General features: G+C 38.8%; 7 protein-coding genes. 3 read left to right on the top strand and 4 right to left on the bottom strand.

Annotation, left to right across the window (positions count from 1 at the left end; all coding sequences use genetic code 11):
• From LUD75_RS19015 to LUD75_RS19005, 3 genes are all read right to left on the bottom strand, one after another.
• Positions 1-1,182: hypothetical protein (locus LUD75_RS19015; RefSeq protein ID WP_232707390.1), on the bottom strand; the 1,182-nt coding region annotated here is incomplete at its 3' end.
• A 159-nt stretch (positions 1,183-1,341) separates the two neighbouring features.
• Positions 1,342-2,568, bottom strand: a complete 1,227-nt coding sequence (locus LUD75_RS19010) for a hypothetical protein (protein ID WP_232707389.1) — start codon at positions 2,566-2,568, stop codon at positions 1,342-1,344.
• A 118-nt stretch (positions 2,569-2,686) separates the two neighbouring features.
• A complete protein-coding gene (locus tag LUD75_RS19005; protein WP_232707388.1) occupies positions 2,687-3,124 on the bottom strand; it encodes a hypothetical protein in 438 nt (145 codons plus the stop codon).
• A gap of 562 nt (positions 3,125-3,686) precedes the next feature.
• On the opposite strand from LUD75_RS19005, the gene LUD75_RS19000 reads away from it, so the two are divergent.
• The 3 genes from LUD75_RS19000 to LUD75_RS18990 all read left to right on the top strand — a co-directional run bounded on the left by LUD75_RS19000 (position 3,687) and on the right by LUD75_RS18990 (position 8,002).
• Positions 3,687-6,647, top strand: a complete 2,961-nt coding sequence (locus LUD75_RS19000) for a HAMP domain-containing sensor histidine kinase (protein ID WP_232707387.1) — start codon at positions 3,687-3,689, stop codon at positions 6,645-6,647.
• Positions 6,640-7,254: a response regulator transcription factor gene (locus LUD75_RS18995; RefSeq protein WP_232707386.1), complete on the top strand. Its 615-nt coding sequence runs from the start codon at positions 6,640-6,642 to the stop codon at positions 7,252-7,254. Before LUD75_RS19000 ends, LUD75_RS18995 begins: the two co-directional genes overlap by 8 nt.
• Positions 7,255-7,576: 322 nt before the next feature.
• Complete coding sequence (locus LUD75_RS18990) at positions 7,577-8,002, top strand: phenolic acid decarboxylase (protein ID WP_232707385.1); 426 nt, start codon at positions 7,577-7,579, stop codon at positions 8,000-8,002.
• Positions 8,003-8,236: 234 nt separating this feature from the next.
• Here LUD75_RS18990 and LUD75_RS18985 read toward each other — a convergent pair.
• Positions 8,237-9,053, bottom strand: an 817-nt coding sequence (locus LUD75_RS18985; RefSeq protein ID WP_232707384.1) for a serine hydrolase, incomplete at its 5' end; no start/stop codon positions are given.

Raw genomic sequence — 9,053 nt, 5'->3', positions numbered from 1 at the left:
AGAATTAACAGTAGCGGCTCCAGTTGCTGTTAAATTAGTCATGGACACTCCACCAGAGAAGTTACCTCCTCCTGTTGATATTATTCCCCCTCCTGTTATATTACCTGTTGCATTAATACCGCCTGATACTGTTAGTTTTTCTGATGTAGTTGTTGTACCTATGCCTATATTTCCAGAACCAGAAAAAGATAGATTATTTGAGCCCATTCCAACAATTCTGTTTCCTGTTAGAGATCCATCACTGTTGTAAATATTCGATCCACTCGGAATTGTAGAAGAAGAAAATGAATTGCTTATTAGCTGCCACTCTGCATATCCCGCAACCAATTGTGCGGTTTGACCTGGCTGGTTCAAAACTAATGTAGTCTGCCCCTCAATGGTGCCACCACCACTTACAACTATATTGGTAGCACCAAAATTTTTGTTGTGGATGACATATTCTCTTCCAGAGATACCGGTTATAGGTGGTAGCGTCAGAGTGATAGTACTGGTGGATTGCACAGCATTAACCGTATGAAACGTATCATCTAGTACAGTATTGGCATTTACGGTATAATATCCTGGGGCGAAGGATCCTTCTACCTGAAGGAGCGATGTAGGATTAGAAATGCCTACACCTATATAACCATTGGTTGCAAATGTTGTGCTTCTTGCAGAGCCTGCAATATTAAGGGCATTACCATTATTGGTAATTGTAGTAGTCTGTACAAGATTCCCACCCAGCTTCACATCATTGGAAGCGAGTGTTAATCCATTACTGGCAGTATTAGCCACGCCCGCGCCTGCCATACTCAACGGTTTCCACGTTCCACCGGCATTAGTAGCAGATTTGTTTTCATAATACCAGTACCCCGCGGTCAATGTCCCGATGGTAGCACCTACACCTGCAGTACCTGATGTTGCGGTGTTGTAGACAATCATCCCGTCAAAACGGGTAGGGAAGGAGTTGGGAATCCCTGCAGTGACGCTTGGGAAAGCCGTCATCGCTGTAAGATCAACACGAGGGAATATAAGGCCCTTTCCTACATTGGTAGAATTGTTAACCGTAGGGTTGGAAGATGCGTCTATAAATGCCGGGCTGTTGTTTACGGAGAGATTGGTGGTATTGTTCACAATACGCACCTGTGCACTCAAAGTCGTAACTGCCACCAGGGCTGCAATACTAAGTATATTTTTTTTCATTGGAAGTTGAGATTAAGATTTAATAAAATACTTATAATGTATGCCCGCTTGCACAGGCGATAAGTGTGAAATAGCGTTGGAGATGGTACCGTATTAATGTCCGATACCACTATAACTCCAACACTGCATGGTTAGTTTTACGTTTGTAACAAACTCCTATTAATATCCTGTGAAGACATCCCATCTACCAGAACCTATATAAATAATCGTTGCAGATGTGCCGGCACCAATAATACCGTAACTGCCGTTCCTTGGGGGTGGCGAGAAGGTTACACCATTGAAGCCAATATTGGATACGTAGTATTTTTTACCAACTACAATCCCAGATGTAGGCAATGTAAGAACACGGTCTGTGGTCGTGTTGTAAAGAATAATATCATCCGTAGCCAGGGCGGTGTAGTTGGCATCCAGCTCTGCGGTAACGTTAAGTGGTGTAGTGGTGGTGGATGCCCCCAGCTTTACCCAGTTGGTTCCATCATTATAATAGAATCCGACAGCATCTACAAACTGGGTGCTGCCGGTCTGTGTGCCTGTAGCCACCTCGTTGATATATACCAAAGTGGAGACAGGTACAGAGGCCATACTTCTGGCTCTTTCCCTTGTCACCCTTGGTACAAGGATACCATCTACGCCGGTAGAGGTGCCATTAGGTGCAGTGGCAGTTATATCGAGCGTAGCTGCTGGTAATATGTTTCCAATGCCCACAAAGCCATTTCCATCAAGCGTCATCACTAATCGGCTACCAATATCTGTTAGGGCATCCGTGCCGGACTTCCAAGTATAGAAATCAAAAGCATTACCACGGGGACCAAGGTCGTTATGGCGGGTCTTGATGGCATGTTTATAGGTCTGTGTATTCTGAAATCCCAAGAGCAACTGCTCGTTACCTGTAGTGGCATTGCTGACACCACCGTTCAGAAGCCTTAGTGGGCCACCGCTGATATTAAGCGTGTTGGCAGCAGTGATCCCACTGATGGTGGTAGGTTGGGTGAGTGCGCCGCCCAGCTGGATGTTGCCTGCAGTCTGCGTAAGTCCATTATTGGCAGTAACAGCAGAGCCCGCGGCACCCATTTTGACCCAGGCAGTTCCGTTGTAGTAATAGAATCCTACGGCATCCAGGTTGGCATTGGCCGTTCCTGCAGTAGTACCCGTAGAGATGTCGCTAAGGTAGATTATTGTGGAGGTGGCAGGGGATGCCATGCTGTTGACCCTCGCGCGGTCTACCCTAGGTACCAGAAGCCCCTCACTTGTAGTTACGGAATTTCCTGTGGCTGTCTTTGCCGAAATATCCATAGTGGCTTGCGGTGCTGTATTGTTGATGCCGACCTGTGCAAAAATAAATGACGAGGTTGCGATGGCTAATATCGAAAATATCTGTCTTTTCATAATGATTGTGTTTAAATTTGTGCTTTTTGTTGTGTAACTGTCTTTGTGCTTTGTAAAAAAAGATCGGTTCTGATGAGATACTAACCGACCCGCCAGTTGAATTTAAAAAAATTGCCGGTTATGAAAATGATTTTGGCGGCGGGCGGCAGTACCTTTTAGTAAAGATCCCCTTTTGACCAGGAGACATACCATATATAAAGAATTGTGTTTTGATATTGTTCTCAGCCTTAATATCTGAGAGTGTATAGAAGTTTTCGGGTGGTGCCGGCATCTTTGGCCTGTCATTACCCTGTATTACGACACAAGATTTTGCAAAGGATCCTGCATAAAAAAAATGGTTGTGAGCAGGGTAGCGGTAAATCAGATTGGTTTTTATTTCGTTAGTGACATCTGTCCTCTTTTTATTTTGTTTTGCTTTTTCTTTTTTGTCAGCCAGCAAATGGGCTGGTTTTTTTAGGGACAGTTTTGTAATTTTCTTATCCTTATTCGATGCGCTTGTTTTAGCAACATATATTTCTGATCCTTCTGTTACAATGGTGCCTTCGGAAATAAACATGCTGTTGGAAGTATCCGATAAAGTCTGCGAGAAGCATGCCCCCCAAAAACAACAGATGCAGAGAGTCAGTAACCTTTTGGGCCAAAGACGAGCTGTCGCGATACTGTTAGTTTTTGAGAGATTCATGCATCAATTTATTTTATATGATTGAGAAAGAAACGCCAGCGGATCCGGCATCTTTTCCTCAGGGCAAATATAGAATGATGCCTAAATGGAAATCCAATATTCAAAGTATGGGTTGTGAGACAAGAATGTCTAAATATTTAGACAAAAGATTTTCAATGCGTAAAAAGTAACCGGAAGCGAAAACCATTATCCGCGTAGATCGTGATTGTTGCTGGTTTTCTTTTTTTATATATTATATCTATAACATACTACGATTGAGATACATTTATCATAAAGTCATTATTTGTAGAATAATATCTATAAATGTGTCTAATTTATAAGACATCCGAATTTTTGTATTTCCAAAAAAAGTATATTTGGCATTACAAATGGAAAACAAATTTATTAACGATACCAGCCGGAAATCTTGGCATTTCCTGCCTATAAACCGCCTCCTATGCTGACAAGAATACTATGTATGATGCTTTTCATATCCGTATCTTATCAAAGCCAGAAATTTTCCTCCCGGTGGTACACGACAGACAACGGACTCCCGCAAAACAGCATCAAGGATATTGTAAAGGACAAGTACGGCTTTCTCTGGATGTCGACGGAGAACGGCATTTTGAAATATGACGGGAACAGTTTTGAGACTTTTTCCACCCTACGCGTCAAGAATCTTCATTTTAAAACATTTTTGGGGAGTGTCGCAAATGATCATTTCTATATTTTAAATGATGAGGAAAAGGACGGGGTAGTGATAAGCCAAAGGACGCCACGAGTTGTCACTGCAAAATCGGATATGCGTGAGGATACACACTTTCTTGGAGAAGTATACAGGAGATATACCAAAAGAAATATTACTGAGCCTACACCGGAAGAGCGATATGCCGTAAAGATGGACACAGGGAGCTACTTCCTGAGCCATAATCTGATCCTCTACAAGTCGGACGGTTCTGATAAAGTCTTAAGACTCCCTGTGAGATTCAGTACGCGTGATATCAAAAATGTTTTTGTGCATGGTGAAACTTTGTTTGTCCCTGATGCCGGTAAGAAAAGAATCATCAAGATAAAAAAGGGGATTGTTTCGGAAGAAAAAAATAGCGTTTATTCTGACAGAGAGTCCATCATCTACTATGAAGAAATCAACCATCAGGTATTTGTGATTAATAAGGACGAAATTTTCATCAGCCGTTACACGGGCGGAAAATTGTCCTTAAAAAAACTGATGACTTACAACGGATTTGGGAATTTCCAATTCTACAGTATGTACTATGATGAAAGTTACAATACATTGTACCTGGGAAGCCTCACAAAGGGACTGAATATCGTACGTCCCTATGATTTTTCAGTTGTCAAAAAAAATATGCCTTATAAAGACGATGTCTTTTATACCTCTCTTCCTGTGACAGATAGTGAAGTGGTTGTACCAGATGGCTATATCTACAACAATAAAAGTCTTGTAAAGAAATATGCATTTGATGAGGACAATTATAAGAACACTTTGCTTTACGACGAGCATAGAAATATCATCTGTTTTGCGGGAAAAGAATTGCACAAATATGAATTTGCATCCGATTATCGGAAAAGGAGAATTATCAGAAAAGATTTCAAGATCGAAAATATTTTGAAGTGCCAGTCAAAGTATTTCATCACCCAGAGACGGAATGACGATTATCTACTGATGTTGTACGATGACAGCACTTTCGCAGGCACTGCGCATATTTTTAAATTCAAAAGTGCGGTAAGCTGCATTTCTTATCATTCAAAAAATCATTTTCTGATTGGCAATCAGGAGGGGCTATTTGTAATGGATATCAACACATACAAAATAAGGCCGTTCGGATCCTTTCGGATAGGTGTGAAAAATATGTGCAGGACAAAAGACGGGAGGCTATGGATAATTTCATTTACAGACGGGCTGTTTTTATTAGAGGATCAAAAACTCGTCAAGCTGCCTTTGGACGAAGATGGTAATATCGCATCTTCTCATCACTTGATGGAAGACACACTAGGCAATTTTTGGATTCCTACAAATAATGGATTGTACAGGACCTCCGCAAAAGCATTGCTGAGGTATGTCAGAAACAGAAATACAGCGGTACATTATTACAGGTACTCTACAATGAACGGACTTACTACAAATGAGTTCAATGGAAGAGGGATTCCCGGTGCCATTTCACTTTTGGATGGGAACTTTGTTTTACCATCAATGGATGGGCTTGTCTTTTTCAGACCTGATTTAATTCCCAGCTACTATCCGAAAAAAGAAGAGATCTTTATTAACCGTATCAAGGTGAACGATGCAATCACAAGTTTTCGTCATCGAGTCGTTCTGGATCATGACTTTGTGAAAGCAGAATTCTTTATAGATCTGCCCTATTTTTCGGACAATGATAATCTCCAGATAGAAGCCAGAGTAAAAAACAGCAAAAAGTCTTGGACAAGGGTTGTCGGTAGGCGTTATATATTTAGTAAGAAAACTTCTGGCGAATCCATATTACAAATAAGAATACTTACCAGTGGCAGTGGAACTTATTATTATAAAAGTATCCCTGTTTATGTGATTCCTATGTTCTACGAAACCAAGTGGTTTATTGCATTATGTACGGGAATGCTTATAATTCTTGTTATCATCCTGATATGGTGGCGAACGAAAAGGCTGATCAGAAAAGTCAATCGAAAAAAACAGAAAATAGCTGCTGTTCAGAAGGATTTATTCCTATCTCAAGAAAAACTGAAAAACGAATCTCAATATGCTGAACAGTTCTTTCAGGCTATTACCCATGATATTTCAACCCCAATAAGGCATCTCTCTAACCTTTCACATATGATGGCAACAACCGGAGACCAAGATCTACAAAGAAAGTACTTTGACAGTTTGCACCAGTCAACCGAGGAGCTTTACAAAATGACTCTAAGCTTGAGAGAATACAGAAATGTTTTCAACGAAAATACATTTGGTGAAGAAGCGACATTTCTACGGGAAATAGTTGAACTAAAAATAAGTCTGTTCCGTGAAGTAGCAAAATACAATGATACCGAATTGATAAATAATATTCCCCCGGAAACGCAAATTCATATTAATAAAAATGCTTTGTCTATCATTATTCAGAATGTTTTGGACAATGCATTAAAGCATACCTCTTCCGGAAGAATAACATTTGAATCAAAAGAGGATCAAGATTATATTCAGGTTATAATATCTGATACGGGAGTTGGTATGGCTCCTGACCAGCTTTCATATTTCAATACCTTATACAAAGATAAAAATGAAGCATCTATGCAGTTCAACAATACTGGTTTGGGAATACAGTTAATTTTACGGCTATTAAAGAAGACCAAGTCTAGTATAGATTTTCTGCAAAATGAACCTTCCGGAACCATAATAATAATGAAATTCAAAAGACATGTTTAAAAATATATTGATTGCCGATGATCATTTTGTCGTAAGATCAGGTACGGCAATGGCACTCCATGCATATGACAATACAATTCAGATCAGCTTTGCTGAAAGTTTTTATGAGGCTGCTGATCTAATGGAAGCTGGAGAATTTGAACTAATATTTCTCGATATCAATATGCCAGGGGTAGAAAAATCTGTGGTGAAAGAAATCAAGAGAAAATTCAAGAATATCAAAATCATCATTTTCTCTGCGCATACAGGAGGAATAGTAAACCAGTTTATACGTGAAGGAGCCGACGGCTATCTTCACAAACACTCAAACAGCCAGCAGATAGTAGAGGCTGTAAAAGCTATTTATAAAGACGGCTATTTTTTACCCACAGAATTGATGGTTGACGTGATCAATATGCCCGAAATGGTAAATCCTGAAAAATTCCTTTCCGACAGAGAATTTGAAATCTTTGAACTATTCGCTCAGGGACTGGGTAATCTTGAGATTACTAATGCGCTGGACATACAACCCGGTACCGTAAGCACCTATAAAAAAAGGATCTTTAAGAAGCTACACGTTCAGAGCATTGCTGAACTTGTGAAGATTCATCTGAATTTTAAAAAGTAAATACTCAATGTAAAACGAAATAACAATTTTTATTATGATCAGAATCCTCTAAAATAGAATTTTGATATAAAAGTTATAAAATAAAAGTAAAAATATAATAGTAATATTACCAAACTGTTAGGAATATTGTATATTTGAAAATCATATTTTAAGGAATTAAACTTAAAATCATTTTCAAATACAAGGCTGAAAGAATCTAATTTGTCATCTGTGAAGGAATAAACAATGGTTATTGATTGAACTATTGTCCTGAGATTCCTCCTATATGATATTCGGAACCTTGTATCCAAGCTTTACATAAAAAACAACAAATATTGAAACGATGAAAAAAAATGTATTAATGCTATTGGCATTCTCGATTTTCTTGACTTCTTGTTCTGAAAACAAACGATCTAAATCGGATAATAAGATCTTAAATGAAAAAAAAGTAAGAACAGATGTAAAAGGACTGATTGGAAAGACGTACGAGTTTAATTACGCTGAAAAGTATGTCTACCACATAAAATTTAAATCTGACTCAACTGTTCAGTGGAAATTGGTAAAAGGCGAATTTCCTGGAACAGCAGAAGAAACTGACAAGTATATTGCTACCCAGATAAGCGAAGATATTCTTTTTGTTTCCTGGGTTGAAGAAAGTGGATTTGGATATTGCAATGTTATGGACTTTAACACAAATAATTTGACAACCCACGCCAGACACGGTAATTCTGTTTTTGTCAATCCCGGTAAATTTAAGGAGGTCAAGTAGAGTCTATAAAAATCAGCTATTGGTTAAGGCTCTATTAGCTGAGATACTTTGACCTAAACTAATAGGTAAAGTTGATAACTTATATAGAGAGTTCATCCAAAAGGTTTCAAAATCATTTGAAACCTTTTGGTTCTCTCATACTAAGAAAATTTTAAAACTGTAATTTTTTCCAATTTCACACAACGCTTAGATATGGTATTTCTGTACCATACATTACATATTAAAGCTATTCGATTATTTTTTATCCTTTAAATAAGCGCTTGCATTGGTGTTGTTAGGATTGAGTTCGAGTGATTTTTTATAATTGATGATGGCTTCTTTGCGATTTCCCATGGCTTCTAAAGTTTCTGCATAACTATCATAAACATTCGCACTGCTTGGAAATAACAAAGTATTCAAATGAAAGACCTGTAATGCGTCATTTTTTTTATTTTGTTCCAAAAGTTGATAGCCCCAGGAATTTAATTCATCTTCTGAAAGTTTAAAATCTTTGTTGTTTTTTGTAATTTTCTTATACATACTGAAAGCGTTCTGAAATTTATTCTCAATAAGTTTCTGACGTAGTACTTTGAGATCTTTACTCAATCCAAAACCATTTTTAACTTTCATATCCGGGTAATAGTATCCGGCAATTTCGTCAATGAACCATTCAGGATTGGAACCTTGAAGATTGGTCAAGACCACAATTGAAAGATCATCTTTTGGATATACGAATAATGCCGAACGCATTCCACCAACAGGTGCTGCTGCAGGATGTTCTTCCCTCTCAACAGTTGGCCAGCCCAGCGCATATCCATTGGTCAATTTGTTGAATCCATCGATGTGTCCGTCACTAAGTTTTGCGGAAGTGAAAAGCTCCTGGACACTGTTTTTATTGTGTAAGAGCTTTCCGTTTTGCAATGCGATAAGCCATTTGCTTAGGTCTTCGGAGGTGGAAATGATGCCTGTAGCAGTTCTGAAGAATACGGGGAATGTAGCAAAAGCATTGTGCAGTTTTCCGTCATTGATCCATTTACCGTCTGTATTGATAATTGTGGAATATGATCCGGCA

The sequence above is a fragment of the Epilithonimonas sp. JDS genome (genome assembly GCF_021261315.1).
In the GTDB taxonomy this organism is placed as follows: domain Bacteria; phylum Bacteroidota; class Bacteroidia; order Flavobacteriales; family Weeksellaceae; genus Epilithonimonas.
Note: the sequence above shows the minus strand (reverse complement) of the source record. Positions and strands in the feature narration are given on the sequence as shown.